This window comes from Streptosporangium sp. NBC_01469 (genome assembly GCF_036227305.1).
Taxonomy (GTDB): Bacteria; Actinomycetota; Actinomycetes; order Streptosporangiales; family Streptosporangiaceae; genus Streptosporangium.
In genome coordinates this window covers 8,949,410-8,976,023 of record NZ_CP109465.1, presented here as the reverse complement: position 1 = coordinate 8,976,023, position 26,614 = coordinate 8,949,410, and the positions used below count along the sequence as shown (strand labels likewise).

Here is a 26,614-nt window from a genome sequence, read left to right as displayed (position 1 = left end):
GGCGGGCAGATGTTGCTGTTATCCGCCCGCCCGGCGATTGCCTAGGGTGCTTGGTGTGAAGCTCGCAGGCAGTGCCGTACTCGGCATCGACAGAGATCGTGTGTGGTCAGCGCTCCAGAACCCGGCCGTGCTCGTACGCACGATCCCGGGGTGCGAGCGCCTGGAGGAGACGGGGCCGGACACCTACCGGATGACCGTCACCGCGGGGGTGGCCTCCATCAAGGGCGTCTACCAGGGCGAGGTCGCCCTCTCGGAGCCCGAGGCGCCGGAACGGTTCGTGCTCAGGGCCCGAGGCCAGGGCGCTCCCGGAACCGTGGACGCCACCGTGGAGATCCGCCTCAGCGAGGTCGAGGGCGGCACCCGGATCGACTACGACGCCGAGGCCGTGATCGGCGGCATGATCGGCGGGGTCGGCCAGCGCATGCTGGGTTCCGTCGCGAGGAAGACGGCGGGGGAGTTCTTCTCCGCCGTGGAGAGCCACCTCGTCTCCGGGGGGATTCCCGCCGCTCCCGCTCTCGCCGACGGTGCTCTCGCCCGGATCGCGCCGGGCGGAGGTCCGTCGCCCGGCGCGCCCGTGGCACCCGCCGTGTCCGCCCCGCTCGCCGCGGCGGGATCGCCTGTCGCGGCGAGCGGGGCCGGACCCGCGCACGTCTTCGAGCGCCCGGCCCCGGCCCCGGCCAAGCAGGCCAGGCCCGGGGTCCCCGCCTGGTCACTCCTCGCCGCGTTCGGGATGGGCGCGGGCGTCGCGCTCGGCAGCGCGGTGATCGGCTGGCTGCTCGGCCGTACCGGCAGGAAGCGGTAACCGCGCGGGCCGTTCCGCGCGGCGGCTCCGGCCTGCCGGCCAGGTGGCTACGGCACCCCCACTGGGCGATCGCCGGGACCCAGCTGCTCATCGCCGTCCACCAGGTGGTGACGGCGGCGATGGCCGCATGCACGGCGGGAAGGGCGGCGAGTCTCGCCGAGTCGCCGGGGGACGACGGTACGGCCGTAGCGCCCGGCGACGCTCGCGCCTAAGGATCTCCCGGCGTACCGTGTCGGTATGCGTGATGCACGTGCGGAGGATGCAAGGACCGAGGCCAGACGACTGATCCGTGACCTTCTGGGCGAGGAGCGGCCGGACGCCGCCCTGTTGCTGAGCGAGGCGAGGGCTGCGCTGGGCGCCGACCGCGTCGCGCGTTCCGTCGAGCTCATCCGCGGCGCCCCCCTCACTCGCAGATCCACCGAACTCGCCGCGCTGGCCGGTCTGCTGGTCGGCACCCGCGAACTCGGCGAGGAGTGGTGGCGCTGGGAGCGCGGCGACAAGCTGCCCGCGCCCGAGGAGGTGCTCCGGACCTCCACGGCGATCGAACCGTGGACCGACCTGACCGTCCTGGAGATGCTCGCCGCCTGGATCGCCGACGACGCGGCCGACGAGACCTGGGGCCGTCCGTCCGCCGTCACCGACCTCAACTCCTGGCAGGCCGAGGACCGGGTCGAGCTGCCCGAGGACGCGCACCCCGGCCAGCGGATCGTGGTCTCCTTCGACGCGGGCGGCCGCCTCGACGCGGTGGTCCTGCACCGCCCCGACAACGAGCTCGGCTCCAACCTCGACTTCGACTCCCTCCGCTACTCCCGCCCCGCCGAGGCCCAGTGGAGCTGGGGCGTCGCCGCCGGGCTCGGCCCCCACCGGCTGGACGAGCACCCCGACCCGTACGCGCAGCCGGTCGACGCCGAGGCCGCCGCGACCCTGCACGCCTGGGCGCTGCGCCACGGCGCCTCCGCCGAGCAGGCCGGTGAGGTGTGGCGCGACAAGGGCGACGTCGTCGCCTCCATCGAGCGGATCGACTGGATGTGGCGTAGCGGCGAGTGGTTCGCCTGGTGGCGCGGGGTGTCCGCCCTGGTCGACGGCGAGCCGGAGCAGCTGGCCGCCCGCCTGGAGGAGATCGTCTCCGTCCCCTAGCGCGGGGCGGGAGGGCCGAGCGGTAGAGCGGACCGGCAGTGCAGGGCGGAGCTGTGGAGCGGACCGGCAGGGGGACCGGCAAGGCGGAGCGGTAGAGCAGACCGGTAGGGCGGGGCCGGCGGCGTGGACCGTGGTTTCCCCGGCCCCCGTGGGGGACCCCTGCCCCGGTGGGGGGAAGGCGCCCGTCCTGGCGCGGGCGTCAGCCGAAGGTGTGCGGCGTCAGATAGTCCGGGATCACGACCTTCGTCTCGGGACTGACCCTGCGCACCGCCGCGACGAGCTCGGCGAGGCTCTTCCTCGACTTCTCGTCGGCCTGCGGCGGGTTCTGAAGTGCCCCCTCGAAACTGTCCCAGTGCACCGGTACGACCACGCGCGGCATGTCCAGGGCCCGCAGGAGGCGCGACACGTAGTCGTACGTGGACGACGAGGAGGTGGTGGGAATCATCGCGACGTCCGGGGCGAGACCGGTGAGGTTACGCTCGACGAAGTCGCTGCCGCCCATGAAGAAAACCGACGGGCCGCCCTTGACCGTCACCTGGAACGCCAGGGTGTCGCCCTCGGGCAACTCGGAGATCTTCTTCGGCCTGTGTTTCGGCCTGGTCAGCCGGACGCCGGGGAAGAGCATGGAGTAGTTGGCGTTGCGGCTGTGCAGCGACGCCACCACCTCGACGACGTAGTCGCCGAAGTCCAGGACCTCCCCGCCCTTCACCGGGCTGAGCAGGCTGTCCTTCACGTCGAGCGCCAGTGCCAGGTTGCACGTGGTGGCGGTGCCGACCACCCGCGCCCCGGTCGATGTCGCGATGTGCGGGACGTCGTTGAAGTGGTCCCAGTGCGCGTGCGTCACCAGCACCACCTTCGGCGTGCCCGTGTGCCTGCCGACCGCCTCGGCGTCGACCTCAAGCCGTGTGTCGGGATTGAAGGCGCCATCCGCCATACCGGTGTCGAACCGCGTCACGTACGGGTCGACGAGGAGCGTCGACGACCCCGCGTCCACGCGCCAGCCCGACGTGCCGAGCCAGCGGAACGTCGCGGCGGTCTTCGTCCCGCCCGGACCGCCCGGACGCGGTGTCGCGGCCCCGGTGGGGGACGGGGACAGGAGGCTCCCGGCAATCGGCGCCAGCGCGGCCCCCACCGTCGCGGTGCGCAGGAAACCCCTTCGATCGAATTTGGACATGTCTCCCCTTCGGTGCGTATGAACGTACGGTCGTCACCCGAGTACTCCGGTGACGACCGCCGGCCGAGTGTGGCCCGATGAGGACCCAACCATCGCCGGACCGGCCACGTCCAAGATCCGCGACCGTCGCCTCCCATAGGCGAACGCGTATCAGAGCAGCTGAAGCGGGACGCGAGCGGCACGCGGGGCGGCGGAACTTACCCGGCCCGCAGTGCGTCGACGGCGGTCCGCGCGGCCTGGCCGATCGCCAGGTCGACGTCGAGACGCCGGGTGGGCAGCTGCCCGCTGCGGGCGAAGACCGCCACCGCGTAGCTCTCCCCGGAGGGATACTCGACCACTCCGGCCTCCATGTGCAGGCCCGGCAGCGTCCCCGTCTTGGCCGCCACCCGCGTCCCCGGTGGGAAACCCGAGGCGATCCGCGTCCAGAAGATCTGCCGTGTCATGTAGTCGCGGACGGCCGCGCACGCCTCCGGCGGCCCCGCCTCGTCCCGCCAGATCAACCCGAGCAGCCGGGTCACATCGCGCGCCGTGCTGGAGGTCGTGTGGTCGGGATCGAGGACCCGCAGCGCCCGGACCCGCTCGGGGGACAGTGCCGGGAAGATTTGCGCGAACTCGGCGTCGTCCCGCGCCCCCACGTCCGCGAACATCGACTCCAGCACCTGCCTGGGTCCGCCGATCACGCGCGTGCGCGCCAGCCCCAGCTCCGCCGCCAGCATCCGTACGGTGTCCAGGCCGATCCTCCGCATCAGCAGGTCGGCGGCGGTGTTGTCGCTGACCTGCATGGCGAAGTGGACGAGGTCGCGCAGCGACATCTCCACGTCGTCCGCGCATCCGGCGGTGCCCCATCCGCCGAGCCTGTCCTCCGCCGTCACGAGAACGCGCTCGGCCGGATCGAGCTGGCCGGCCGCCGCCTGGCGGGCGAACTCCAGGACCAGGAGAACCTTGAAGATCGAGGCGATCACGACCTGCTCACCGGCGCGTACGGCGATCTCGCGGCCCCCGGCGACGTCCAGTGCGTGCAGGTGCCCCTCCACCCCGGCGGCCGCGAAGATTCCCGCTATCCGTTCCTCTGCCGACATGCCCGCAACGCTATCCAGATCCGTGACCTTGTTCGAACCCGCTCCGAACCCGCTACCGGACCCGCTCCAAAACACCGGACGCGCCACCGGACCCATCACCGGACCCGTTTCAAACCCGCCACCGGACCCGCGACGCGCTGCGGGTCCGCGGGGCCGCGGACGATCGCCTATCGTGACGCCGTGGACCTCTCCCGGCATCTGCGACACTTCCTCGTCGTCGCGGAAGAACTGCACTTCGGCCACGCCGCGGAAGTGCTGGGCATCGCGCAGCCGCCGCTCAGCCAGTCGATCCAGCGCCTGGAGCGCGAGCTCGGCGCCGAGCTGTTCGACCGCTCGCGCCGGCAGATCGAGCTCACGATGGCGGGCCGGCTCCTCGTCGGGGAGGCCAGGCGGTTCCTGGCCGGTGAGGAGCGCCTGCGGGCGATGATGCGCCAGGCCGGCGACGGTGAGCTGGGAACTCTCCGGGTCGGGGTCCCCCCGGAGATCCCGGCCGTGACGCTGCACGCCCTGCTGCGGCATGTCGGGGAGGAGACACCGGGACTGCACCTGGAGCTCCACGAACTCACCACTCCGGAACAGCTGAGCCGTCTCACCTCCGCCAGGCTCGACGCGGGTCTCGTGCACCACCCCGTCGACGTTCCCGGCCTGCGGTCCGGCCCCGTCGTGGAGATCCCGCTGGGCGTGGTGCTGCCACGTACCTCCCCGCTGGCACTGGCACGGCCGGACCCCCGACCGGGCTCGCGACCCGGGCCGGGGCCGGACCCGTGGCCACAGTCGGCCTCTGGATCCGGCTCTCAGCCGGAGTCGCGCTCGGAGGCCGGGTCTCAGCCGGGGTCGGGGTCCAGGGCTGAGGCCGGATCTCAGTCGGGGGCCGGGTCCGGGGTGCGGTCAGAGCCGGAGCCTCAGCCGGAGTCGCGGCGGCCGAGGTCACGGCCGTGGGAGATCGCGCTGGCCGACCTCGCCGGGCACGACCTCGTCGTCTTTCCCCGCGAGACCTCCCCGGCGTGGTACGACCGCATGCTCGATACCTGCCGTGCGGGGGGTTTCTCGCCCGTACGGCTTCAGCACGCCCGCAACCCGGAGTTCCTGCTGGGGCTCGTACTGGCGGGACACGGGGTGGCGTTCGAGCAGGAGGCGATAGCCCGCAGGGAGCCCCGCCTGGTCTGGCGCCCCCTGGCCGGTGCCCCCCTCCGGCGGGGGATCTGCGTCGCCTGGCCGGAGCGGTCGGCCCACCCCGCCGCCGCCGGGTTCGCCGCCCTGGCCGCCGAGGTCCTCACCCGGGACGCCGCGGCCGGGACATCGCGGGCGGCACCCGAGACGTCACCGTCGTCCGCGCCTCGTCCCTGGTCCGTCGTTTACACCCCCTAGTTTCCGCCGGTCGCGTTCGCCCTCCCCGCCGGCTGGCCGCGTCCGGCCGTGAACTCCTCGCCGCCGCCCGTCTTTACCTGGCGCAGGAAGAATTCCGTGCCGTAAAGAATGCTCTACCAGGACAAGACCATGGCTCTATCGACCCTTAACGCACACGGGTGTAAACACAGATGAATCAACACATAAACGGCGGCAAAATCAACACCGCGTTCGCTTGGGGAGCGTGACAGAAGATTCCACGTCACGTAAAGGTCATCGAACGGGTGGATGTGGTCGCCGACGGGGGGCCGGTCATCGCCGGAACCGCCCGCCGCGAACCGGCCGCGCCGAAGTACACGGAGGCGCGGGCGCGCGAAGGCGCCGTCGCCGGGGTGGTGGAAGCGGGATGGTTCCCCTCCCGCCCGGAGATGGAGCCGGTCTCGTCGTCGCTGATCCGGAGGCGAGCCGGTGAGGACGATCCCTCGCTCGGGCTTCCGTAAAGTCCCTTTCGTGGCCAATCAAGATCGGAGTAGAGCCGTGTGTCAGCACATGCCCGCCTGTCCGCCCGCGGACGCCCGCGATCATGAGGCGGCTCGTCTCATGATCTCTCATCCCGAGCAGGGGTGGGGGCTGCTCTGCAACGGTGTGGTGGTCTTCGAGGACACCGGGGAACTCCTGCCCGACGGACGCGGTATTCCCGCCCATCGCGGCCCCTGCGGGAGGCCGGTATGAGGCCGTTCACCGTTCTCGCCCTCTGCGTGGTCGCCGTCCCGTTCCCTCGGCCCCGTCCCAGGAGGGCGTCCTGGCCGCTCTTCCCCGTCCCGGCCTCGGTTCCCAGGGCTCGGTGGCTGATCGGCGACCGGTTGGCCCAGTGGGGGATCGACGGGCAGGGCGAGATCGCCCGGTTGCTCACCAGCGAGCTCGTCACCAACGCGCTGCGCCACGCGTGGGGACCGATCCGGCTCACCGTCTCCTACCGGGACGGAACGCTGCGCTGCGAGGTGGGTGACGCCAATCCGGCCCTGCCCAGCCCGCGCGACGCCCGCGATGACGACGAGGGAGGGCGCGGGCTGCAGCTGATCGACATGCTTTCCGACCACTGGGGCAGTGACCGCACGCCCATGGGAAAGGTCAGCTGGTTCGAGCTGGCCGCCCCCGCGCATCCCGACGGTACGGCGGCCTGAGAGGTTCGGGGAACCTCGCCGGAACCCGCCACGACAGGAGAATCTCTCCTCATGAACGACATGGACGACTCGCGCCGCCCGGACGGCGGCGCACGGCGGGAATCGGCAGGCCAGACCCGTACACGCACACGACAGGAGTCCCGAACGATGCGCCGTCAGATCCGGATCCGCAAGCACTCACGGCGCCCTGCCCGGAGCGTGCTGGACCTGCGGAGTCCGTCGGGAAGGCCGCTGCCGTACTGACCCTCGATGCCGGGCGTGAACACCCCGCCAGGCAACGGGCGCCGTCCCCGCCGCCCGCGCGGCTCGCGCGTCCGCGATCCCAGGTGACGGGACGAATCAGGCGAGACGAATCAGGCGGGACGGGTCAGCTGGGCGAATCAGCGGAATCAGCGGGTTCCCGTACCGGTTGCAGCGTTGTGTGAAGGTTGAAATTTACTCAGACGTCGTCTGCCCCTGGTGCTATATCGGCCACACCCGCTTCGCCCGCGCCGTGGAGCGCTACCGGGCCAAGGGCGGTGAGGTGGAGGTCGAGTTCAGGCCGTTCCAGCTCGCACCGGACGCGAAGTCCAACGGCGAGCTCACGCTCACCTGGGCCGCGGTGAAGTTCGGCGGGGCCGAGCAGGCCGCCCAGATGTTCGGGAGGGTGACCGGGGTCGCCGCCGAGGACGGCCTTGTGCTCGACTTCGATCACTCGATCCAGGCCAACACCTTTGACGCGCACCGCCTCATCCGGCTCGCCGGAGAGCAGGGCAAGGGGGAGGAGGCGCTCTACGCACTCTTTCGCGCCCACTTCACCGACGGCCTCGACGTCGGCTCCCGTGAGGTTCTCGCCGGGCTGGCCCGAGAGCTCGGCGTACAGGCCGATCTGAACGGGGAGGACGGCGCGGTGGCGGTGAAGGAGGAACTGGCCCAGGCCCGCGCCATCGGCGTCAGCTCGGTGCCGCTGTTCCTTTTCGAGGGCCAGTTCGCCGTCTCCGGAGCCCAGCCCGAGGACACCCTGCTCGCCGCCCTCGAAGAGGTCGCCGAGCGCACCGGCCAGTCGCCGGCCGCCAGGGCCGTCAAGGCCGCCACGAACGGCGGAGACGCCTGCGACGACGAGGGGTACTGCCCCGTCTGACATCCCTCCGAGCGGGGCGGTCAGCCGGGCAGGCCGAGCTCGCCGGAGCGGTAGTGGCGGCGGCACAGGACCTGGTAGCGGATCGGGTCGGCACCCGTGTCGCCGATGACGACCTGCTCGCCCGTACGGACCATCCTGCCGCCGACCACCCGGGCGTTCAGGCGCCCGGGGCGTCCGCACCAGCACAGGACCTCGACCTGCAGGCGGCTGATCTCGTCGGCCAGTTCGAACAACCGCTGGGCGGCGGGGAACATCCGCGAGCGGAAGTCCGAGGCGAGGCCGAAGGCGTAGACGTCGACGCCGTGGCCGTCGGTGAGATCGGCGAGCTGCTCGATCTGGGCGACCGTGTAGAAGCACGCCTCGTCGCAGATGACGTAGTCGATGGGCTCGTGCGCGCGGACCAGGGCCACCAGGTCGAGATCGTCGACGACCTCGACGGCCTCGCTGCCCAGGCCGATCCGGCTGGTGAGCTGCGGCGTTCCCGAGCGGTCGTGCTTGGTGAGCACCAGGCCGCGCCTGCCCCGGCGGCCGTGGTTGTAGTTCATCTGCAGGGCCAGCGTGGACTTGCCGCAGTCCATCGGGCCGAAGTAGAAGCGCAGAACTCCGTCCCGGGAACCGGCGGGAACGGGGGAGAGGGCAGACAACTCGGTCACGGGGGGCCAGCCTAGTACTCCGGCCACGCTCCGCGATCTCCACCCCTGATGATCGGTTTGCCGCTCTCGCCTGCCGCCGGGACGTACGGGATCTCCCACCGCGCCCGGCGGGACCGTCCCGGGTATCGCACGGGGAGAGGCTTCCGGCCCGGGAGAACCGGAGAACCAAGGGAGTGGAAAAGGCGGGAGAGCCGAGGGGAGCGCGCCCGATTCCGGTGGGCGAGTGGGCGAGTCCCCTCGGCCGGTGGGTCAGAGCTCGCCGCTCTCGATGGCCGCCTTGAGGCCCGCCTGCGTCGCCTGGTGGGAGGAGACGCCGTTCGTCACGGTGAAGTCGATGAGCAGGATGCTCGCCTCGAAGGTGAGATGCTCGGTGACGCGCGTCCGCCCGTCGCCCAGGTCCTCAAAGACGATCTTCTGGTGTGTGACGACGTTCGGCAGCGTCCAGGTGTCGGTCTCGTAGTAGAGGTCGTCGCGGTGGATGCGCTGCTGCGCGTGCGTGTTGGCGGTGACGGGCAGCCCGGCGATCGGGATGTCCTCCACGGCCGTGAAGTCGACGTAGCGCGTCCCGGCCTCGGTCCGGTCGGCGTGGGTGACGACCCGCTTAAGGAACGAGTGCATGCCGAGGTGGTTGTTGATGTTCGAGTAGGCGTCGAACACGTGCTCCACCGGCGCGTTGATCTCAATGGATATGTCGCGCTTGGCCTGGCTGCGTCCCGTTATCGGGAGGGGAGCGGTCAGGCACTCGTAGAACCTGTAGGTGTCCCACGCGATCTGCCACTGGGCGGCGAGCACAGGGTCGGTGTCGGCGCGGGCGGGGGTGGAGAACACGGTGAGAAGGAGAGCGGCGGCGGACAGCGGCGCCACGAGGAGCCGGAGGAGCTTCGTCACAGATACCTCTGAGAACCAGATGAAAGTAGTGAATGTCTTCTATCTCATCTGATCGCGGTTTTGTGGACCGGGTCACGGATCGTGATCTCCATGTTTCGTGGAGGTTCGTCCTCGTACGTCCGCCCGAAAGATAACGATCTACACATGACAGTGAACTGTGGGTCGTATGAGGACGTTTGGGAGGAAGATGCGCTGGTAGGAGTGGGTGGTCTCCGGTTGACAAGCCATGACATGACCTGACTTGGCTTGACGGCGAAAACCGTGGGAGATTCCTTTTGGTCTATCGAAAAGTGGGAGAATCTGTGACGACCACCAATAACTCCGCTCCACCCCTCGGCAAGACACCGGCCGTCGTGACCTCCGGCCCCTCCGGTACGGAGACCACGGAGATGCCCACGGCGCTCGCGGCGATGATGACCGAGGACGAGGCCGTCGCCGCCCAGGCCGAGGCTGCTCGCTGGCGGTACGGGTTCTACGTCGTCGTCATGGGGCTCGTGGTCATCCTGATCGGCTTCGTGGTGATCGCGCTGCGCGAGGGCGACACGGCCGCGCCGTTCGCCGGGCTCGTCGGGGTCTCGGGCGCGGTCATCGGCGCCTACTTCGGCGTGCAGGTCGGCCAGTCCGGCAAGGACCGGGTCGAGGCCGAGCTGCGCCGTACGAACGAGATGGCCATCCGCCTCGCCGCCAAGATCCACGCGCACGACGCCGACGCGGTGATCAACACCACCATGGGTCCCCGCCGCCGCTAGGGTCCGCTTCCGCGGCCTCCCGGCCCGTGACCGTGACAGGCGGGAGCGTCTCCGGCGAGGCCGCCTCGCTCGCGGCCGTGGGCGGGACCGTCCCGGGCAAGGTGCCGCTTCCCGCCAACAATGCCCAAGGACCGGGCACAGCTTCGGCAGGGTCCGCCGATTTGTGGACTCGCCGGAACTGGGTAGACACGGGGGCATGCGCAGCGTCCGTATCGGGGTCGACACCGGAGGCACGTTCACCGACGTGGTCGCGGTGGACGAACAGACCGGTGAGATCACCACGACCAAGACTCCCTCCACCCCGGCCAACCCGGCCGACGGGTTCATGGAGGGGGTGCGGAAAGTCCTGCGGAAGGCGGCCGGTGCGGAGGACGTGACCATGGAGGTCGTGTCGGCCGTCGTGCACGGCACCACGGTCGCCACGAACCAGCTCCTCGAAGACCGCATCGCCGATTTGGGCTTCGTCACCACCGAGGGCTTCGAGTTCATCCTGGAGATCGCCCGCCAGAGCGTGCCGGACGGCTACGGCAACTCCTACTTCTGGGTGAAACCGCCCCGCATCGTCCCGGTGCACCGGGTCAGGACCGTCGGCGGCCGGCTGGACCACACCGGAGCCGAGGTACGGCCGTTCGACGAGGAACAGGCCGTCGCGGCGGCCCGGTGGTTCCGCGACCGTGGCATCACCGCGATCGGCGTGTGCTTCCTGCACTCGTACGCCAACCCCGCCCACGAGCTGCGCATGCGGGAGGTCCTCGAACGGGAGCACCCGGACGCCGTCGTCTCGATCTCGTGTGACGTGCTGCGCGAGTACCGCGAGTACGAGCGGTCGGTGACCACCCTGGTCGACGCGGCGGTCAAACCGACCATGCGCCGCTACATCGCCAACCTGGCCGAACGCCTGGAGGCGGCGAGCCACGCGCGGGACGCGGACGTCCGGGCGTACGAGGGGAACGCGGACGACGCGGGCGGCCGGATATACGAGAGGGGCGTCGCGGGCGCGGCGCCGTCCGCGGCGGATGTCACGCCGGGGAGCGCGGCGGTGGCGTCGTCCGCGCCGGATGTCACCCAGGATGTCGCGGCGGGTGTCGCGGTGGTGGCGTCGTCCGCGGCGGGTGTCGCGCGTGCGGGGAGGGGGAGCGGCATGCCGTTCTCCGTGATGAAGAGCAACGGTGGCGTGCTGTCCGCGGCCGAGGTCGTGCACCAGCCGATCACCACCGTGCTCTCGGGACCGGCCGCGGGCGCGCTCGGCGCCGCGCTGATCGCCGCCACCGCGGGCCACCCCTCGGTGATAACCCTGGACGGCGGCGGTACCTCGACCGACGTCGCGGTGGTCGTCGACGGGGAGCCGTCCCTGACCACCGAGGGCAGCATCGGACGCTACCCCTGCAAGATCCCGATGATCGACATCGTGACCGTCGGCGCGGGCGGCGGCTCCGTCGCGTGGATCTCACCCGAGGGCACGCTGAAGGTCGGGCCCAGATCGGCCGGGGCCGATCCAGGACCGCTCTGCTACGGCCGGGGCGGCACCGAGGTCACCGTCACCGACGCGCACGTCTTCCTCGGCAGGGTCCCCCCGCACCTGCTCGGCGGGGAGATCCCGCTCGACGCCGACGCCGCCCGAGAGGGGATCGAGGCGCTCGCGGGCAAGATAGGCCTGTCCCCCGAACGGACCGCGACGGGCATCCTGGAGATCAGCGCGTTCAACCAGTCGAACGCCATCCGCCAGATCACCGTCAAGCGCGGCCTGGACGTGCGCGACTTCCCCATGGTCGCCTTCGGCGGCTCGGGGCCGCTGCTGGTCTGCCGGTTGGTCGACATCCTCGGCCTGCCGTCGGTGATCATCCCGCCCGACCCGGGCAACGTCTCGGCCTTCGGTCTGCTCACCGTGGACGTCAAGAACGACTACGTGCGCACCTTCGTCACCCGCGACCTCTCCCTGGAGGCCGCCGAGGAGATCTTCGGCGGCCTGGAGGGGCAGGCCGCCTCGGCCCTGGACCGCGAGGGCTTCGCCACCGGCGCGCACGTCTACGCGCGCAGCGCCGACCTGCGCTACTACGGCCAGGCCTATGAGGTCAGGGTGCCCGCGCCCTCCGGCCCGCTGGACGAGGCCTGGCGGGCCGAGGTGCTGGACCGCTTTCACACCGAGCACCGCAGGCTCTACGGGTACGGCTACCGGGACGATCCCCGGCACGGCGTCGAGTGGGTCAACCTCCGCGTCTCCGGCATCGGCCCGATCACCCGCCCCGTCATCGGGCGCAGGCCCCACGGCGACCGGCGGCCCGAGCCCGCGGCCTTCCGCGAGGTCTTCTACGACGAGTGGGGCACCGTCCCCATCCACCGCCGCCCCGACCTGGCCACCGGAGCGGAGATCACCGGCCCGGCGGTCATCGAGGAGTACGGCTCCACCCTGCCGCTCCACCCCGGCTTCACCGCGACCATGGACGAGTTCGGAAACCTGGAGGTACGCCGTGCATGACGCGGAGCGAACCCGACGCAGTGAGCGGAGTGGTCCGCGAGGGACGAGTGGCCCGCGCAGTGAGCGAGGAGTGGTGAGCGACCGATGAGTGCGCTACGAACCCGACGCGGTGAGCGGAGTGGTCCGCGAGGGACGAGTGGCCCGCGCGGTGAGCGAGGAGTGGTGAGCGACCGATGAGCGCGCAGCGAACCCGGCGCGGTGAGGGGTCGGCGACCACGGACGGGCGGCCGGTGAGCGTGGCCGACCCGGTGCTGGTGGAGATCGTCGAAGGGACGCTCGCGTCGGTGGAGATGGAGGTGGAGACGGCCATCGCCCGTACCGCCCGCTCACCCATGATCCGCGACGCGCACGACTTCCGTGCGGGCATCCACGACGTACGGCTGCGCAAGCTGACCGGCAGGTCCTACTCGGCGCTGGTCCAGCCGATCGTCAGGGACTTCCCGATCGGCGAGATGAAGCCCGGCGACGTGTTCTTCCACAACGACGTCTACCTGTCCGAGGGCGGCATCGGGCACCTGCCCGACCTGTGCGTGACGGTTCCGGTCTTCCACGACGGGCAGGTCGTCGCCTTCGTACAGGCGTTCGGCCACCACGACGACATCGGCGGGGCGGTACCGGGCTCCATGCCGAGCAACGCGCGCAGCGTGTTCGAGGAGGGACTGATGGTCCCGCCGATCAAGCTGTGGGACGAGGGCGTGCCCAACCGGGCGGCACTCACGATCATGACGCGCAACTCCCGGATGCCCGACTCCCTCGCCGGGGACCTGGACGCCGAGTGCTCGGCCTGCCTGATGGGCGCGCGGCGGCTGGGGGAGCTGTTCGACCGGTACGGGCGCGAGGCGGTCGAGGCGTGCTTCGACGCGATCATTTCCAACACCACCGAGACGTTCCGCAGGGAACTGCTGGCCAAGATCCCCGAGGGCACGCACGTGTGGGAGGACTACGCCGAACACGACGGCGTCGACGAGCCCCGCCTGCACACGCAGCGGATGACCCTCACCGTCGACCACTCCGCCGAGGTGCCGCTCGTCATCGACTTCACCGGCACCTCCCCGCAGGCCAAGGGCCCGATCAACCACGCGGGCGACTACGCCGACGGGGTGTTCCTGAAGAAGTGGCTGGCGCCGATCCTGCGGAACCTGGCCGACACCCCCGAGCGGATGGCCGAACTCGACGTCAACGAGGGTGTCGTGCCCCTCATCGAGATGCGGTTCCCCGAGAAGGGCACCCTGCTCACCCCCATCTTCCCCGCCCCCACCAACGCCCGCACGTTCGTGATCCTGCGCCTGCTGGGCGTGCTGGCGGGGGTGCTGGCCAAGGCGACCGGCGGCCGGATGCCCGCCGACCAGGAGACCATCCGCTACACCGGCGTCTACGGCGACGGCGCCGACGGCACCCCGTACCTGATGAGGGAGATTCTCGGCGGCGGCTCCGGCGGCCGGTGGTACGCCGACGGCGAGGACACCATCCACGTGGTGCCCGACTCGCGCAACATCCCGGTCGAGTTCGCCGAGTCCCGCTGGCCGTTCCGGGTCGAGCGGCTCGGCCTGGCCCGTGACTCCGGCGGCCCCGGCCTCTACCGGGGCGGCCTCGGTTACGACAAGCACCTGCGGATGCTCCGCGACGCCTCGTTCATGTCCATCGCCGACCGTTCGATCCTGTCGTGCTGGGGCGTGAACGGCGGCCGGGCCGGACAGCCCTTCGTCGTGGAGATCGAGGGCAGGGAGATGGAGGGCCTGGTGGACGACTCGCCGGTCCGCGCCGGTGAGATCATCCGGGTGCGCACCACGGGCGGAGGCGGCTGGGGCTCCCCGCTGGACCGCGACCCCGCCCTGGTGGCCGCCGACGTCCGCGACGGCAAGGTCTCCGCCGGCGGCGCCCGCGACGACTACGGGGTCGTCCTGTACGGCGACCCCGACGACCTTCGGGTGGACAGCGAGGCCACCGAGGCCCGCCGCGCCGGCCTGCGTGCCCTCCTCCCGGCCGATCCGGCGGCCCGGCCCTTCTTCGACCGGGGTCCGGGCTTCCCGACCCTGTCGGGCGGCCTGCCGTACGCGGAGGTGGACCTCAGGTGACGCTCGTGGGGCGGCTCATCTCCGGTGGCGGAGGGTGCGGGTGACGGTGAGGCCGCCGAGGACGAGGGCACCGGCGAGCAGGATGCCGGTCTCGGTCCACTGGAAGCGCCAGAACCGGTCGATCGGGTGGTGATAGACCGCCTTGCGGTAGCCCTCGTCGATCAGGCACTCATCCTTCAGTAGCCGGGCCCGTTCCGAACGGGCGTCCACCCCGGGAGGGGGAGGGCAGGCGCCGGCGGGAGGCTCGGTGATCTCCCGGCCGGAAGGATCGACCCAGGCCTCCGCGACCAGGGTGCCGCCGCCCTGGTAGAGCGCCATCCAGCCGGTGGTGACGGTACGCACCGGCTCGGCGTAGGAGTCACGGGAGAAGAAGACGGACGGGACGGCCAGGGCGACCAGCGCCACGGTCACCGCCATCGCGGCCAGGGTGCGCCGGAAGAACGTCCCGGCGGCGGCGCCCAGGACGAACGCGAACAGCCACCACGCGGCCGGGACGACACCGATCATGGTGAACGTCCCGGGCTCCAGTGACCTGTCGCCGATCACGTCGCGGAACACCGGCAGCCACGCGCCGATCATCGCCGACAGGAGCAGGGCGGCGGCGACGACCATGCCGCCGAGCAGGCAGAGTTTCGTCACGAGCCACCGCCGGGGCGAGACCGACTGGGTCCAGGCCAGCGCGCCGGTCCCGCGCTCGAACTCGGCCGCCAGCAGCGGCGCGCCCCAGAAGGCGCCGACCAACGCGGACCCGGCGATGGGAAGCAGGCCGAAGACCATGAAGACCGGGTAGTAGTAATCGTCGTAGATCGTCGAGTTCACGCCGGAGCACGCGGCGGCGGGGCCGGGGCAGCCGGGCGGGGCCTGGTCGGCGATGTAGGCGGTCGCCCGCAGGCCGGAGACCAGCAGCAGCACCCCCAGGGCGAGCAGCAGACCGCAGGTCACCAGGATCTGCGCGCGATGCTGTCGCCAGGTCAGCCAGAGCAAGGAGGGAATCCCTTCAGGGTGGTCCGCCCGGTCCGCCCGGGTGATTCCACGCGGCGGATCGTGCCGGGTCCGATGTTTTCGTACGGCAGCGGCCGGGGCGGTGGGGGCGGGATGGATCAGCGGGCGGAGGTGAGGGCCGGGCGGGGGAGGGCCGCTAGGTCCGGGGCGCGCAGATAGGCCAGCACCGTCTCCTCCAGGTTCACCGGGCGGGCGGTCCAGCGCGGGTCGAGCGGCGGAGTGTCGTCCCGGACGAGCAGGGTGGCCTGCCGCCCGGTCCCGCCCCGCGAGATCACCGGCAGCCGGGCGGCGAGCGCGTCGGCGCCCTCGGCGGGGCCGGTCAGCAGGCGGTGCCCGGCCACCAGTTCGTCGATGTCGCCGCTGACCTGGACCCGGCCCCCGTTGACCACCATCAGCCAGTCGCAGGTCCCCTCCAGCTCCGACACCACGTGCGAGGAGAGCAGGACGGTCAGCCCCGTCTCGGCGACCGCCTCCATCAGGCCGCGCATCACGTCCTGGCGGGCCAGCGGGTCGAGGTCGGCCAGCGGCTCGTCCAGCACCAGCAGGTCCGGGCGCTTGGCCAGCGCGACGGTGAGCGCCACCTGCGTCCGCTGCCCCCCCGACAGCCCGCCGACCTTGCGGCCGAGCGGGATGTCCAGCTCCGCCAGCCGCCCCCTGGCCGCCGCGTCGTCCCACCGGGGATTGAGCCTGCGCCCGAACGTGAGCATCTCGGCCACGCTGAAGCCGGTGTACAACGGCTTGCCCTGCGCCATGAACGCGATCCGCTCCAGGCTCTCGCGCGCGGGCCTGCCGAGGACCCGCACGGTTCCCGTGGTCGGGGCGAGCAGGCCGACGGTCAGGTGAAGCAGGGTCGACTTGCCCGCGCCATTGGGGCCGACCAGCGCGACCACCCGCCCGGACGGCACCGTCACCGAGCAGTCGCGCAGCGCCCAGGTCCGCCGGTAACGCCTGCCCAGGGCCTCGGTCTCCAGGGCGCTCACGCGATCTCCCCACGGGACTCGCCGGAGAGGTCGGTCAGGACGGAGGCGACCAGCGCCTCCAGATCCTCCAGGTCCAGGCCCGCCTGGTGTCCGTCGCGCACCCAGCGCACCAGGTCGGCGCGCAACCGTGCGCGGTCGCCCATGGAGGTCTGGCCCAGCGACCGCTCCACGAACGTGCCCTGCCCCGGCCGCCCGCTGACCAGGCCCTCACGCTCCAGTTCGCGGTACGCCTTCAGCACCGTGTTCGGATTGATTGCCAGCTGGGCCACGACCTCCCTGGCCGTCGGCAGCCGGTCACCCGGCCGCAGCACGCCGAGCCGCAGCGCGTGCCGGACCTGGTGAACCAGCTGGAGGTACGTCGCCACCCCCGAACCCCGGTCGAGGCGGAATTCGATCAACGTCAGCACCCTTTCACTAATTAAGTAGTGAAAGGGTGGAGTCAGGGCCGGGGGAATGTCAAGCCCCGCCATGCCGTGCTCCGGGGGTGACCGCGGGAGGATCGCCTCCCGAGCGGGTGGATCAGAATGGTCCGGGTCCGGCCGCGGGTGGGTCGTCTCCCGAGCCGGTGGTGAAGACGCGGCCGAGGTGGTGGTCGATGACGAGCCGGATCTCGGCCATGGTGCGCCGTCCGTGGAGGACGTCCATGCCCATCCCGGTGACCCCGGCCACCAGGAGGTCGGCCTCGTGGCGCGGGTCGAGCCCCGGCGCGGCCGTCCCGTCGTGCCGCGCCCGCTCGATGACACCGGCGACCAGCTGTTCGAGGGGCTGGGCGTCGCGCTCGCGGCGGGTGTCCGGGAGGGGCCGCCGGCGATCATCTTCCGTGTGTTCACCGACAGGGCTCCCAACGCCCTGACCGCCGCCGACTACCTGCCCGCCCCCTGGTGCCACCTCGCGGCGGCGGGCGCGACGATCGCCGCCTTCGCCGTGATCGTGCTTCTGGACGCCCGGCACAGGCGGGCATCGGCGCGCGGGGAGCGGCCGGGCGGCGGGTGATCGTTGCCGGTTCCGCATTCCCGCCGGGGTGGACTCGTGTGTTGGTCCGGACAGGTGCTAGCCTGGACGTAGTTGCGGTTGTGGTACCCATGAAACTTTGTGTGCACCTGACGGATAACCCTTCAGGTGCATTTTGTTTTCCCGGTCATCTCCGGATGGGCTCATCGCGGCGACGCGGGATCCACGCGGTGTGGATTCCGGCTCTGCCCCCTATCGAAGGAGAATGATCATGGCGACTGGAACCGTTAAGTGGTTCAACGCTGAAAAGGGCTTCGGCTTCATCGAGCAGGACGGCGGCGGCGCCGACGTTTTCGCTCACTACTCCAACATCGCCGCCCAGGGCTACCGTGAGCTGCAGGAAGGCCAGAAGGTCTCCTTCGACGTCACGCAGGGCCAGAAGGGCCCGCAGGCGGAGAACATCGTTCCCGCCTAGTAGCACCTGCACATCACGGGCCGGGGCCCGCACCTCTTCCGAGGTGCGGGCCCCGGCTCGTTTCGTGTCCCCGTCCGTACGCCGTGATCTCTGGGGTGCGGGGACAGGGGCACCCTCGCGAGCGCGATCCGACACAGTCGGTGACTCAAATTAACGTCAAGTGAATGTCGCCCCTGCGGGGGCGGGGCCGATCGGCGGCAGTGCCACCGGCGGCGACACGCACCTGGCCATTGACAACCGGGACCCCCGCCCCCGGGGGCAGTCGCCCACACCGAAGGGCTGACTTCCGTTAACACGCGTTGTCGTCGGCCTTCACGATCTGCCCGACCTCGGGGTGGCGGCCTCGTTCCAGGCGCGTTGGTGGCGGGTGATCTGCTGGAGGGTGTCCTTGAAGGCGGTGTACCGGTCGGCGCCGAGGGCCTGTTCGTAGCGGTCTTCGATCGCGGCGAGGATGGCGCGGGCTTTGGCGACCTCGTCCAGGGCGCGGTCGGTGGGGACGATGAGCTTGGCGCGACGGTCGGCGGGGTCGGGTTGGCGGGTGACGTAGCCGAGGCGGGCGAGTTCGTCGGTGATCGTGCCGACGATCTGCTTGTGCTGGCCGGACCGGGCTGACAGATCGGTCGCGCGGGTGCCGCCGGGGTCGAGGAAGGCCAGGACCGTTCCGTGCCGCGGGCTCACGTCGGGGTGCCCCTGCTCAGCCAGGGTCTGGAACAGCTCCTCCTGAATGGCCCGCATGAGCTGACCTGTGAGCATGCCCAGGTCTGGGCCTTTGCCGGTGATGCCCATGGAAGTCCTCTCCGGATTTTTATTCACGATCATTGACGATCAATGATCGTTACTTTAACGTAAGTCTCAGCTGATCGCACCCCCTGACCCAAAGACGCCCCGAGCCCTCCGCCCAGTCCATCGCAGCACCGGCGAACCCCCAGAAGGAAGCGGTCATCATGACCCTGACCAGATCGAGGAACACCTCCACCCCCGCACGCCGTCTGCGCGCAGGCTTCGCCGGCGCTGTGCACCTTCCCGGCGAAGCCGGATACGAAGAGCGCCGGCGCCCGCTGTTCACACCGATCGACCAGCGACCCGCTCTGGTAGCCGAGGCGACCAGCGCCGAGGACGTACGGGCGGCGGTCGTGGCGGCTCGGGACGCCGGCCTGGCGCTGGCTGTGCAGGCGACCGGGCACGGCACCCACGCGCCCTGCGACGGCGGCCTGTTGTTGAGGACGTCCTCCATGGGCGGAGTACTCCTCGATCCGCGCCGGCACATCGCCCGTGTCGGCCCCGGCGCCCGATGGGGCCAGGTCATGACGGCCGCCGAGCCGTTCGGACTGGCCCCCGTGTCGGGCTCGCACGCCGACGTCGGTGTGACCGGGTACACCCTCGGCGGCGGCCTGGGCTGGCTCTCCCGCGCGTACGGCTTCGCCGCCGACAGCGTGCTGCGCGCCCAGATCGTCACGGCCGACGGGCGGCTCGTGACCGCCGCTCCCGACAGCCACCCCGATCTGTACTGGGCGCTGCGCGGCGGAGGCGGCAACTTCGGCGTGGTCACCTCACTGGAGTTCCGGTTGCACCCGGTGGCCCAGGTCTTCACGGGCGCCGCCTGTTTCCCGGTCGAACGCGCCGGTGAGATTGTGACCTTCTACCGGGACTGGATCACCGGGCTGCCCGACGAGCTCAGCACCGCACTGTCACTGACCTCGATGCCCGACGACCCAAAGGTGCCCCCACTCGTGCGCGGCCGCCGCGTCCTGCAGTTCAAAGCGCTGTACGCGGGGAGCGCCGACCAGGGCCGGCGGCTGCTGCGGCCGCTGTGGCGAGCCGCGGGCCCGGCGCTCATCGAGGACTTCCGCACCATGCCGTACGCCGGGGCCTCCATGGGCGGCATCGCCCCCAGCCAGGTCGAACTCCTGAAGGAGCTGCCGGACTCGGCGATCGCGGCGATCGTACGCGTCGCCGAGCCGTACGACGGGCCGGCCGTGGAGATCCGGCACTGGGGCGGCGCCATGGGCCGCCCCAGCCCCGAGGCCGGCCCGGTCGGCCACCGCGCCACCCGCCTGTCGGTGATCGCCGACGCCGCCTCTCCGGTCCTGGCCGACGCCCTGCGCGCGCACACCAGCGGTGGGGCGTTCCTGAACTTCCTGCTCGACTCGACCCGGACCGCAGACGCCTACACCGCCGCCGACCACCGGCGGCTGAGCGCCGTCAAGCGCCTGTACGACCCTGACAACACCTTCGGTGTCACGCACAACATCCCGCCGGCACCGCTCGCCGCCGCCCGCCCGACATCATCGAAGTGGGCTCCATCTCCGACGGTTCCCGCCTGAGAGTCAGCAGGCGATGCCGACCGTTTGCTCGATGGTGGCGGGGCCGTCGAGGGTGGCGAGCATGGGGTGGGCGGTGTCGGCGTGGGAGATGGACCGGCTGGAGAGCGAACCCGAGCTTCATGTGCGGGCCACGCCGCCGGCCAACGCGGCCACCGCTGTGATCTTCAGTTCCATCACACCTGAATGATCACAGCGGTGGCCGTCCCTCGAACCTGTGGCCCTGGCCCTACAGGTTCACATGTGCACGAACTTGCCCAACCTCACGATCTGCGGCTGGAGTATTAGGCCGGTCGGACGTCGACGTCGCACTGCCAGGACTTTCCGCCGTCGTTGGAGGCACAAGTAACGACAACGTTGTATATGGGCGCCCTTAATACTGCGACTATGAATTCTGGGACAATCCCTATTGTCAGCGGGACGACGTCGTTGAAGGTGCCTTCCGTCGGCGGAGACTCGGTGGTTCGCTGCCAGTCGAATCGCTCGAAGTTGTCTTCGGCGACCAGCCGGTAGAATTCGTCGGCCGTCATCGTTCCTTTGTTGGCGATGGCCCCCGTAGCGCTTTTCAGTGACCCCAGGGGGTCACCGGCCTGCCGTTCGGCGATGGCGAGAACCTCCCGCACCGTAATGTCACCCCCGCGGATGTCGATAGGTGCGGATGCCGCCACGCTGACCGTTCCTGAAGGTGTCGCGTGCGCCGATACGGCGGTGAGGTTGAGGATTACCGCGACACTCGCGGCGGCGGACACCGCGCCGACGGTGCGGGCGATCCTGCCTGTCGATTTCCTTGCCCGGATCATGAATTGGTTCCACTTTCTAGAGGTGCATGTGAGTTTTTGTCGCGTGTGGGGGCATGCTGTCCCGTTCCATCGCGTTGTCGACATCGTCACACGCGGGGCTGAAACGGTGCTGATACGGCCCTGAAACTCATGTCAGAATTGGGGCGATGCACAGGTGAAGACGGTATGGCTCGCCGCCGCGAGTAGAACACGCGCGGGGGAGAACCCCGATGTTCCGAAAACCTGCATCTACCCGGGGGCCACCGGAATAGGGCTGAAACGGGCCGCGCTGGGCCTCGGCGCGACAAATCCCGGACGCGCCGAGCGTCGCTCGGTTGTCCAGGCAGGCGTACCAGGTCGACTCGCCGTAGATCGAGCGGCTCCAGGCGTCGGAGTGGTCATCTGGGGCTGTCAGGCGAACCAGCCGGTCAGCTGCATGAAGGTCGTTAGGGCACGTAAGGCGAGTAGGCCGCTGCGGCTGCCCGCCGGTGGACACGGGTATAGCGCGCTATTTAGGTAGGCCCTACTCATGTGCTGGGGATCGGCCCCGCCGAACCTTACGGCATGCGTCGCATCCTGCGGTTCCTGATCGTCTCCGCTCTGGTCGCCGTCGCCCTGGTGGCGGTTCCCACCACCGCCAACGCCGAGACCAGCGTACGGCTCCGCTTGACGATCGACCTCGTCAAGCAGCACGAGAATCCGGACTCGGACGGCGCGTCGGGCAACTACTACCCGAAGATCTTCTTCGGCACCGACGCGCCGCAGGATCGCTCCCCCGTGGAGAGCGCCGAGTTCCACCCCAACACCTTCGAACCGCCCTGGGTCTTCACGTATGTCGCGTCCGTCGCGCCCAGCCAGCACACCGTCCGGGTCCGGGTCGAGCTGTGGGACGAGGACGGCGGGCTCAGCGGCGAAGACGACCAGCTCGACATCGACCCCACCAACCGCAGCCTCGACCTGGACCTGACCTACCAGCTCACCACCGACACCTGGACGGGCGAGAGCATCGTCCCCAAGCAGGGCAACTTCATCGGCGACGGCGACTCCGGCTTCCCCGGAGCGCACGACGGGAAGATCGCCGAGATCGGCCTGGGCATCCAGCGGACCACCGACCTGCCCGACACCGACGGCGACGGTATCTACGACGTCGTCGAGCTGCACGGCATCCGTGACACCGACGGCAGCCTGATGCACGACCTCAAGGCACTCGGCGCCAGCCCCTGCCGCAAGACGATCGTGGTGGTGGCCAGCTGGATGTCCGGCGCCGCGGACGGCCACGACCACAAGCCCAAGCAGGCGGCGATCGACGAGGTCAGGGCCGCCTTCAACGGCTCGCCGGTGGAACGGGCGCCGACCTGCCCCTATGTCGGCTCGATCTGGACCCGGGGTGCGGAGGTGCTGATCATCCCCGGCCGCGCCGAATCCGAGACCACCGTCCTGCCTCTCGACGGCACCCTGTATCGAAGCATCCGCCAGCTGGCCCTCAACCCGCAGCGGGCCCGTTTTGCGCATTTCGTGCTCTTCGGCCACCAAGTCGCCGCGGGCAGTCCCACTTCCGGCCAGTGCTGCGAAGCCGATCGCGGCGAGAAGGACTTCATCGTGACGCTGGGCGCGTGGCGGGTGGCCTGCGTGGGCCCCGGCACCGACGGCGTGCTCAACACCCCCACCCCCGCCAACGACGACCAGAAGGTGGGTGACTTCATCCTGGTCGGCGGCGATCGCACCTGCGACACCACCGCCACTGCCGGCCTCGACGAGCAGGTGATCCCGATCAACACGGGCCGTGACGACGCCCGGGTCGGGACCGTGCGCGACCAGTCCTTGACACTCATGCACGAGCTCGGCCACGCCCTCGGCCTGGCGCACGGTGGCTTCGAGCCCACCAACGGCAAGCCCAACTACCTCAGCGTCATGAACTACGGGTTCAACCCCTTCGGCATCCCGCTCGGCCCGGCCCGCTCACCGGCGCGCCTGGACTACTCCGACGGCCTGCTCCCGCGGCTCGACAAGAACAACCTGCGCGAGGCCGACGGCATCGGCGACGGCACCGACTTCACCCGATGGATCGACGGGTTCGGTGTGGAGTCGTGGGGCCCCGGCAACGCCGCCCTCGACTGGAACGGCAACCGCGTCATCGACCCCGGCACCATTCCCCGCGTGGACATCAACGTCGGTGACGACACCTGTGTGCTGCCCGGCACCGACGGGCTGCAGACCCCGAAGCATGTCGACGACGCTTTCGGCGGTGGTGGCATCGTGCAGGGGTCCGACGGCGACTGCGACACCACTCCCGGTGCCGGCGACTTCGGCCGGGCCGACCTCCTGGACGACTTCAACGACTGGCGCAACCTGAAGTACCGGGCCGAGGGCTCCCCCGACGCCGGATCCGATGGGATCTTCCCTTCCGGTCCCGAGTTCACCTGGGACGCGGCCCTGGCCCGCGAGCTCGGCATCCGCCGCTTCTATGACCCCGACGTGGCGGTGACCAAGACCGCCGACAAGGCTCAGGCCGAACCCGGCGACACCATCGCCTACTCCGTGAAGGTCAACAATGTCGGCCCCGGCCTGGCCACATCGATCCAGCTCACCGACACCCTCCCCGACGGCACCGCGGCCGGCCGCACCCTCGCTGACCTGAATCCTGCCGCCACCGCCACCGAGACGTTCACCCACACCGTGCCCTGCACCGCCGCGGACGGCAGCGTTCTGACCAACCGTGCCTCCGTGACCGCGAAGAACCGTGCCGACGGCCCCGAGGCCATCGTTTCCAACAACACCGACTCCGCCTCCACCACCGTGAAGCGGCCCGTCCTCGCGCTCACCTCGACCGCCACGCCCACCGCGCATGCCGCCGCGGCCGTCACCACCACGCTCACCGCGACCAACACCGGCGGCGCCGCGGCCACCGGCGTCACCCTCACCTACACGCTGCCGCCGTCGGTCTACTACAGCACCGCGCTCGACCAAGGCTCCGGCCCCCGGCCGACGTCTGTTTCCGGCACCACCCTGACCTGGCAACTCGGCTCTCTCGCCCCCGGCGCGACCGCGTCGATCGCCTTCACCAGCCGTTCCAGCCTGCTCACCACCGGCGGCACCGCGCTGACGGGAAACGCCACGATCATGTACGGCAATGCGGGCGGCTGCATCTACACCCCGATCTCAGCCACGTCGACCTCCACCGTCACCGAGGCCACTCCCACCCGCAATCCCCAGCTCGTCACGATCTGGGCCCTGCTCGGCAACCGCACCCCCGAACTCCTGGCGCGTGTCCAGGCCACCGACACCCGCTACGACCGCAACACCGACGGGCGCCTGTCCCAGGAAGAGGCCTCGGAGGCCTTGCGCCTCCCCCTTCTCCAGCCCCGCACCCTGGCCGCCGAACTCCTGGCCACCTATCTCAATGTGGCCGACCGCCGCATCAACTCCGCCACTGCGGTCCACACGCTCACCCTCGAACGCCTCAATCTCCACACCGTCGCCGACGCCGCCCGCCACGCTCAGACCGTCCTGCGCCTACCGCCTTTGACCAACCTGATCCGCTACACCGACGCCACCCTGGCCCTCACCGAAATCAACTCCGGCCTCGCCGCCCGCTACTGACCGACCTCGTGCCCCTGTGCGTTCCTCCGCACCCCACAGGGGCACCCCGGCAACGGCCCGTACTCCGGGAAACGGCCCGCACCCTCCGGGCGCCGCGTCGGCAAGAAGCGAAACGGTCAGACCCATCGGCCGGCGATCGCATGGTCCGTCCGACGTTCTGAGTGGGTGATCGCGGGACGTATGGCAACCTATGGGAGAATTGGTCCGTGGGAGCATCGGTTAGGCAGATTCAAGTCACCTTCGACTGCGCATCACCTGAGCGCGTCGCTCGTTTCTGGTGCGAGGTGCTGGGGTACGTCGCACCGCCGCCACCGGAGGGGTTCGCCGGTTGGGACGACTTCAATCGCACGCTGCCGCCTGAGCAGCGGGATTCATGGTTCGCATGCAGTGATCCCTCGGGCGCGGGTCCGCGGCTGTACTTCCAGCGCGTTCCCGAAGGGAAGGTCGTCAAGAATCGGCTGCACCTTGACGTGCGGGTCGGCACCGGGCTGGTGGGTGAGGAGCGCCTGGCGGCCCTTGAGGCCGAATGCGCGCGGCTGATCCCGCTTGGCGCTGTACGCGTGCGGCTCCTGCCTGCCGATGAGGTGAACGAGTCGTGCCTGGTCATGCAGGACGTTGAGGGCAACGAGTTCTGCCTCGACTGAGTGGCGGGCAGGAGTGAAGAGTCCGGTCGGCTATGCCGGTTCCCATTCGCCGACCTCGAACTTCTCTGCCACCGCCTCGGCCCCACTCAATAGGGGGTCATGCGTCACGAGACCTGCCCGGCGGCTGTCTGGGGCCACGTTCGGGAGCGGAGAGCCTGCCCGGGGCGCCCTCGCACGCGAACCGGGCCCGCTACCCGCGCGACCACCGCGGCCGCGCCGACCACCAAGCCGCCTGTGCTCACCTGCAGAGTCGCGGACGCGAAACCCCTCTACCGGCCGGTAGGCAGCGGGAACCGGCATTTTCGTTACGTATTCGTCAAATATTGCCCCGGCGCCGCCACCTGTCAGGTCGTAGCGTGGGCGGCCTTGCCGTAACCCCAAAAGCGGCCCCAAAGCCCTTATGTTAGGGTTCCGTCGGATGCCATGTTTGGGCGGCGATTTTCTGGAGGTGCGGGGGCTGACGTTCGTGAGCGCTTACTGGTTGTGACCCTTCACCGGTAATGGCGTATACGACCGATGTTTCTACTTCCGGCGAGCCGTACGGCTGCGCCTAGGAGACTGCATGCCGTCCATCATCCGACACATCACTTTTGACTGCGCAGAGCCGCACGAACCGTATGATCTGGCCGAGTTCTGGGGCAGGGTGCTCGGTCATCCGGTCGCTCCCATTGACGAACCCGGTGACGACGAGGTGGCCCTGGAGGTCCCCGCAGGTCAGCCGACGCTGCTGTTCGTTCGGGGGCCGGAGAAGAAGTCGCTGAAGAACAGGTTGCATCTCGACCTCGAACCGGATACGTCGCGGGATGAGGAGGTCGAACGGGTGTCGGCCCTCGGCGCGACCATCGTCGATGACCGTCGCAAGCCGAACGGCAGGGGCTGGGTCGTCATGGCGGATCCGGCAGGGAATGAGTTCTGTGTCGAGGGCAGCGCGGCCGAACGCGCGGTGGCCGAACGCGAATACCTGGCTGCGAAAGAAGCCGAAGCGCGATAGCCGCACGTCGGGCGAGCCCGCAGTCCAGTGGACCGGGCTCGCCTCGCCGAGGTTTCCCCCTTCACATTAATGATCGAGACATTTGAGGACCTGCCTTCCCGTGGGTTGGGAATCCGCCCGGGACGCGGACCCTACCCCAATGATCAACTTTTTTGGCGGCTGGTGGCACGTTCGTTAACGGCACGTC

Annotated in this window: 26 protein-coding genes; 16 read left to right on the top strand and 10 right to left on the bottom strand. The window is 70.2% G+C overall.

Translation table 11 applies throughout. The features are described 5' to 3' along the window. The first annotated feature begins 55 nt into the window (after positions 1-55). Together OG587_RS39055 and OG587_RS39050 are read left to right on the top strand one after the other, a co-directional pair. Positions 56-802, top strand: coding sequence for an SRPBCC family protein (locus tag OG587_RS39055; RefSeq protein ID WP_329083857.1), 747 nt, complete (start codon positions 56-58; stop codon positions 800-802). A 237-nt stretch (positions 803-1,039) separates the two neighbouring features. Beyond that, entirely contained in the window at positions 1,040-1,939 is a 900-nt protein-coding gene (locus OG587_RS39050) for a hypothetical protein (RefSeq protein ID WP_329083856.1), read from the top strand. A gap of 199 nt (positions 1,940-2,138) precedes the next feature. Here the strand turns inward: OG587_RS39050 and OG587_RS39045 are convergent, their stop codons facing one another. Both OG587_RS39045 and OG587_RS39040 read right to left on the bottom strand, forming a co-directional pair. Further along, positions 2,139-3,113, bottom strand: a complete 975-nt coding sequence (locus OG587_RS39045; protein ID WP_329083855.1) for an MBL fold metallo-hydrolase — start codon at positions 3,111-3,113, stop codon at positions 2,139-2,141. Between the two features lie 197 nt (positions 3,114-3,310). Continuing rightward, on the bottom strand, positions 3,311-4,192 hold the full coding sequence (locus OG587_RS39040) for a serine hydrolase (protein ID WP_329083853.1): 882 nt from the start codon (positions 4,190-4,192) through the stop codon (positions 3,311-3,313). Between the two features lie 180 nt (positions 4,193-4,372). On the opposite strand from OG587_RS39040, the gene OG587_RS39035 reads away from it, so the two are divergent. The 5 genes from OG587_RS39035 to OG587_RS39015 all read left to right on the top strand — a co-directional run bounded on the left by OG587_RS39035 (position 4,373) and on the right by OG587_RS39015 (position 7,843). Further along, positions 4,373-5,560 (top strand): LysR substrate-binding domain-containing protein, encoded by a 1,188-nt coding sequence (locus OG587_RS39035; protein ID WP_329083851.1) that lies wholly within the window; start codon positions 4,373-4,375, stop codon positions 5,558-5,560. A 263-nt stretch (positions 5,561-5,823) separates the two neighbouring features. Next, positions 5,824-6,039, top strand: coding sequence for a hypothetical protein (locus OG587_RS39030; RefSeq protein WP_329083850.1), 216 nt, complete (start codon positions 5,824-5,826; stop codon positions 6,037-6,039). 37 nt (positions 6,040-6,076) lie between these two features. Continuing rightward, a complete protein-coding gene (locus tag OG587_RS39025) occupies positions 6,077-6,271 on the top strand; it encodes a DUF5999 family protein (RefSeq protein ID WP_329083849.1) in 195 nt (64 codons plus the stop codon). Continuing rightward, positions 6,268-6,723 (top strand): ATP-binding protein, encoded by a 456-nt coding sequence (locus OG587_RS39020; RefSeq protein WP_329083848.1) that lies wholly within the window; start codon positions 6,268-6,270, stop codon positions 6,721-6,723. The genes OG587_RS39025 and OG587_RS39020 overlap by 4 nt, the downstream gene beginning before the upstream one ends. 421 nt (positions 6,724-7,144) lie before the next feature. Continuing rightward, positions 7,145-7,843, top strand: coding sequence for a DsbA family oxidoreductase (locus tag OG587_RS39015; protein WP_329083847.1), 699 nt, complete (start codon positions 7,145-7,147; stop codon positions 7,841-7,843). 20 nt (positions 7,844-7,863) lie between these two features. Here OG587_RS39015 and OG587_RS39010 read toward each other — a convergent pair whose 3' ends face one another. Together OG587_RS39010 and OG587_RS39005 are read right to left on the bottom strand one after the other, a co-directional pair. Continuing rightward, positions 7,864-8,496 carry a thymidine kinase gene (locus OG587_RS39010; RefSeq protein ID WP_329083846.1) on the bottom strand — a complete coding sequence of 211 codons (633 nt, stop codon included), beginning with the start codon at positions 8,494-8,496 and terminating at the stop codon, positions 7,864-7,866. Between the two features lie 249 nt (positions 8,497-8,745). Continuing rightward, positions 8,746-9,384: an SRPBCC family protein gene (locus tag OG587_RS39005; protein ID WP_329083845.1), complete on the bottom strand. Its 639-nt coding sequence runs from the start codon at positions 9,382-9,384 to the stop codon at positions 8,746-8,748. 302 nt (positions 9,385-9,686) lie between these two features. Here OG587_RS39005 and OG587_RS39000 point away from each other — a divergent pair, with 302 nt between their 5' ends. The 3 genes from OG587_RS39000 (at position 9,687) to OG587_RS38990 (ending at position 14,684) form a co-directional block, all read left to right on the top strand. Continuing rightward, positions 9,687-10,133, top strand: a complete 447-nt coding sequence (locus OG587_RS39000) for a hypothetical protein (RefSeq protein ID WP_329083844.1) — start codon at positions 9,687-9,689, stop codon at positions 10,131-10,133. Between the two features lie 196 nt (positions 10,134-10,329). Further along, positions 10,330-12,609: a hydantoinase/oxoprolinase family protein gene (locus OG587_RS38995; RefSeq protein ID WP_329083843.1), complete on the top strand. Its 2,280-nt coding sequence runs from the start codon at positions 10,330-10,332 to the stop codon at positions 12,607-12,609. 173 nt (positions 12,610-12,782) lie between these two features. Next, positions 12,783-14,684: a hydantoinase B/oxoprolinase family protein gene (locus tag OG587_RS38990; RefSeq protein WP_329083842.1), complete on the top strand. Its 1,902-nt coding sequence runs from the start codon at positions 12,783-12,785 to the stop codon at positions 14,682-14,684. Between the two features lie 15 nt (positions 14,685-14,699). On the opposite strand, the gene OG587_RS38985 is transcribed toward OG587_RS38990, so the two are convergent. The 4 genes from OG587_RS38985 to OG587_RS38970 form a co-directional block, all read right to left on the bottom strand. After that, a complete protein-coding gene (locus OG587_RS38985) occupies positions 14,700-15,668 on the bottom strand; it encodes a hypothetical protein (RefSeq protein WP_329083841.1) in 969 nt (322 codons plus the stop codon). Between the two features lie 116 nt (positions 15,669-15,784). Next, positions 15,785-16,666, bottom strand: coding sequence for an ABC transporter ATP-binding protein (locus OG587_RS38980; protein WP_329083840.1), 882 nt, complete (start codon positions 16,664-16,666; stop codon positions 15,785-15,787). Further along, positions 16,663-17,073 carry a GntR family transcriptional regulator gene (locus OG587_RS38975; protein ID WP_329083839.1) on the bottom strand — a complete coding sequence of 137 codons (411 nt, stop codon included), beginning with the start codon at positions 17,071-17,073 and terminating at the stop codon, positions 16,663-16,665. Before OG587_RS38975 ends, OG587_RS38980 begins: the two co-directional genes overlap by 4 nt. A gap of 112 nt (positions 17,074-17,185) precedes the next feature. Beyond that, the gene (locus tag OG587_RS38970) at positions 17,186-17,311 is read right to left on the bottom strand and encodes a hypothetical protein (protein ID WP_329083838.1); all 126 of its coding nucleotides are present in this window, start codon (positions 17,309-17,311) and stop codon (positions 17,186-17,188) included. On the opposite strand from OG587_RS38970, the gene OG587_RS38965 reads away from it, so the two are divergent. Both OG587_RS38965 and OG587_RS38960 read left to right on the top strand, forming a co-directional pair. Then, entirely contained in the window at positions 17,297-17,659 is a 363-nt protein-coding gene (locus OG587_RS38965; protein ID WP_329083837.1) for a hypothetical protein, read from the top strand. The two genes, OG587_RS38970 and OG587_RS38965, sit on opposite strands and share 15 nt — an antisense overlap. 229 nt (positions 17,660-17,888) lie before the next feature. Beyond that, positions 17,889-18,092, top strand: coding sequence for a cold-shock protein (locus OG587_RS38960; protein WP_049562746.1), 204 nt, complete (start codon positions 17,889-17,891; stop codon positions 18,090-18,092). A gap of 312 nt (positions 18,093-18,404) precedes the next feature. On the opposite strand, the gene OG587_RS38955 is transcribed toward OG587_RS38960, so the two are convergent. Beyond that, the gene (locus OG587_RS38955) at positions 18,405-18,878 is read right to left on the bottom strand and encodes a MarR family winged helix-turn-helix transcriptional regulator (RefSeq protein WP_329083835.1); all 474 of its coding nucleotides are present in this window, start codon (positions 18,876-18,878) and stop codon (positions 18,405-18,407) included. 158 nt (positions 18,879-19,036) lie between these two features. Here OG587_RS38955 and OG587_RS38950 point away from each other — a divergent pair, with 158 nt between their 5' ends. Next, the gene (locus OG587_RS38950; RefSeq protein ID WP_329083834.1) at positions 19,037-20,416 is read left to right on the top strand and encodes an FAD-binding oxidoreductase; all 1,380 of its coding nucleotides are present in this window, start codon (positions 19,037-19,039) and stop codon (positions 20,414-20,416) included. Between the two features lie 281 nt (positions 20,417-20,697). Here OG587_RS38950 and OG587_RS38945 read toward each other — a convergent pair whose 3' ends face one another. After that, the gene (locus tag OG587_RS38945; protein WP_329083833.1) at positions 20,698-21,213 is read right to left on the bottom strand and encodes a hypothetical protein; all 516 of its coding nucleotides are present in this window, start codon (positions 21,211-21,213) and stop codon (positions 20,698-20,700) included. A 543-nt stretch (positions 21,214-21,756) separates the two neighbouring features. On the opposite strand from OG587_RS38945, the gene OG587_RS38940 reads away from it, so the two are divergent. The 3 genes from OG587_RS38940 to OG587_RS38930 all read left to right on the top strand — a co-directional run bounded on the left by OG587_RS38940 (position 21,757) and on the right by OG587_RS38930 (position 26,427). After that, positions 21,757-24,792 (top strand): DUF7507 domain-containing protein, encoded by a 3,036-nt coding sequence (locus tag OG587_RS38940; RefSeq protein WP_329083832.1) that lies wholly within the window; start codon positions 21,757-21,759, stop codon positions 24,790-24,792. Between the two features lie 206 nt (positions 24,793-24,998). Further along, complete coding sequence (locus OG587_RS38935) at positions 24,999-25,436, top strand: VOC family protein (RefSeq protein WP_329083831.1); 438 nt, start codon at positions 24,999-25,001, stop codon at positions 25,434-25,436. 562 nt (positions 25,437-25,998) lie between these two features. Further along, positions 25,999-26,427 (top strand): VOC family protein, encoded by a 429-nt coding sequence (locus OG587_RS38930; RefSeq protein WP_329083830.1) that lies wholly within the window; start codon positions 25,999-26,001, stop codon positions 26,425-26,427. Positions 26,428-26,614: the final 187 nt, after the last annotated feature.

Bases quoted from the DNA above. Each gene is read 5' to 3' on its own strand.
- OG587_RS38960 (WP_049562746.1), top strand. From the start codon at position 17,889: ATGGCGACTGGAACCGTTAAGTGGTTCAACGCTGAAAAGGGCTTCGGC.
- OG587_RS38945 (WP_329083833.1), bottom strand. From the start codon at position 21,213: ATGATCCGGGCAAGGAAATCGACAGGCAGGATCGCCCGCACCGTCGGC.
- OG587_RS38990 (WP_329083842.1), top strand. From the start codon at position 12,783: ATGAGCGCGCAGCGAACCCGGCGCGGTGAGGGGTCGGCGACCACGGAC.
- OG587_RS38950 (WP_329083834.1), top strand. From the start codon at position 19,037: ATGACCCTGACCAGATCGAGGAACACCTCCACCCCCGCACGCCGTCTG.
- OG587_RS39040 (WP_329083853.1), bottom strand. From the start codon at position 4,192: ATGTCGGCAGAGGAACGGATAGCGGGAATCTTCGCGGCCGCCGGGGTG.
- OG587_RS38970 (WP_329083838.1), bottom strand. From the start codon at position 17,311: ATGGACGTCCTCCACGGACGGCGCACCATGGCCGAGATCCGGCTCGTC.
- OG587_RS38940 (WP_329083832.1), top strand. From the start codon at position 21,757: ATGCGTCGCATCCTGCGGTTCCTGATCGTCTCCGCTCTGGTCGCCGTC.
- OG587_RS39050 (WP_329083856.1), top strand. From the start codon at position 1,040: ATGCGTGATGCACGTGCGGAGGATGCAAGGACCGAGGCCAGACGACTG.
- OG587_RS38995 (WP_329083843.1), top strand. From the start codon at position 10,330: ATGCGCAGCGTCCGTATCGGGGTCGACACCGGAGGCACGTTCACCGAC.
- OG587_RS39045 (WP_329083855.1), bottom strand. From the start codon at position 3,113: ATGTCCAAATTCGATCGAAGGGGTTTCCTGCGCACCGCGACGGTGGGG.
- OG587_RS38955 (WP_329083835.1), bottom strand. From the start codon at position 18,878: ATGGGCATCACCGGCAAAGGCCCAGACCTGGGCATGCTCACAGGTCAG.
- OG587_RS39020 (WP_329083848.1), top strand. From the start codon at position 6,268: ATGAGGCCGTTCACCGTTCTCGCCCTCTGCGTGGTCGCCGTCCCGTTC.
- OG587_RS38930 (WP_329083830.1), top strand. From the start codon at position 25,999: ATGCCGTCCATCATCCGACACATCACTTTTGACTGCGCAGAGCCGCAC.